This window comes from Nonomuraea composti, assembly GCF_012034275.1.
In the GTDB taxonomy this organism is placed as follows: domain Bacteria; phylum Actinomycetota; class Actinomycetes; order Streptosporangiales; family Streptosporangiaceae; genus Nonomuraea; species Nonomuraea composti.
This window is the reverse complement of sequence record NZ_JAATEP010000144.1, coordinates 1-1,223: the sequence shown is the minus strand read 5'-3', so window position 1 is coordinate 1,223 and position 1,223 is coordinate 1. Positions and strand designations below refer to the sequence as shown.

The following is a 1,223-nucleotide window of genomic DNA, read 5'->3' as shown; positions in this document are numbered from 1 at the left end:
GCCGACGACCTGGGATGGGCCGATCTGAGCTGCTACGGCTCGCCGGACATCCGCACGCCGCACCTGGACGCGCTGGCCGCGGACGGGGTGCGCTTCACCCATGGCTACTCGGCGGCGGCGGTGTGCTCGCCCACCCGGTTCGCGCTCTACACCGGCCGCTATCCCGGCCGGTTGCCCGGCGGTTTGAAGGAGCCGATCAACCAGCCCGCCGAGCAGGACGGCATCCCTCCCGAGCATCCCACGCTGGCCTCGCTGCTCAAGCAGGCCGGCTACGACACCGCCATGTTCGGCAAATGGCACTGCGGCTTCCTGCCCTGGTTCGGCCCGATCAAGTCCGGCTGGGAGACCTTCTTCGGCAACCTCGGAGGCGCCATCGACTACTACTCCAAGGTCGGCGGCGGTGGCAAGGTGGACCTGTACGAGGGCGAGGTGCCGACGGAATCACTGGAGTACTACACCGACACCGTGGCCGCGCACGCGGCGGCGTACATCACCGGGCATCGCGAGCGGCCCTGGCTGCTCAACCTCAACTTCACCGCCCCGCACTGGCCCTGGGAGGCGCCCGGCGACCAGGACGTCAGCAAGGACCTGACCGCCCGCCTCCAGGCCGGGGAGCAGGGAGCGCTCACGCACGGCGACGGCGGCTCCCTGGGCACCTACCGCAAAATGGTCGAGGCCATGGACACGGGCATCGGCCGCGTGCTGAAGGCCCTGGCCGACAGCGGGCAACGCGACCACACCCTCGTCATCTTCTCCAGCGACAACGGCGGCGAACGCTGGTCCTACCAGTGGCCGCTGAGCGGCTCCAAGGGCCAGCTCAACGAGGGCGGCATCCGGGTGCCCACCATCGTGCGCTGGCCCGCCGCCCTCGACAGCCGCCAGGTCAGCGACGTCCCCGTCATCACCCAAGACTGGACCGCGACCATCCTGGACGCCGCCGCCGTGCGACCCGCCGACAGCCACCCACTGGACGGGCACACTCTCCTGCCCTACCTCCTCGACGGAGCCCAGGCGCCGGACAACGCCCTGTTCTGGCGCACCAGCCAGGCCGGCGCGCTGCGCAGCGGCCGCTGGAAGTACCTGCGCGCCAACAACGTCGAAAAGCTGCACGACGTGCCGGCCGACCCCCGCGAACAAGCCAACCTGGCCAAACACCACCCCGACATCCTCGACCAGCTCCGCACCCGCTGGGAGCAGATCAACGCCGGCCTGCTTCCCTACCC

The 1,223-nt window shown here is 70.3% G+C and carries 1 protein-coding gene; it reads left to right on the top strand.

Translation table 11 applies throughout. From position 1 onward, the window contains the following. On the top strand, positions 1–1,223 hold a 1,223-nt coding region (locus tag HCN51_RS57700), incomplete at both ends, for a sulfatase-like hydrolase/transferase (RefSeq protein WP_168022224.1).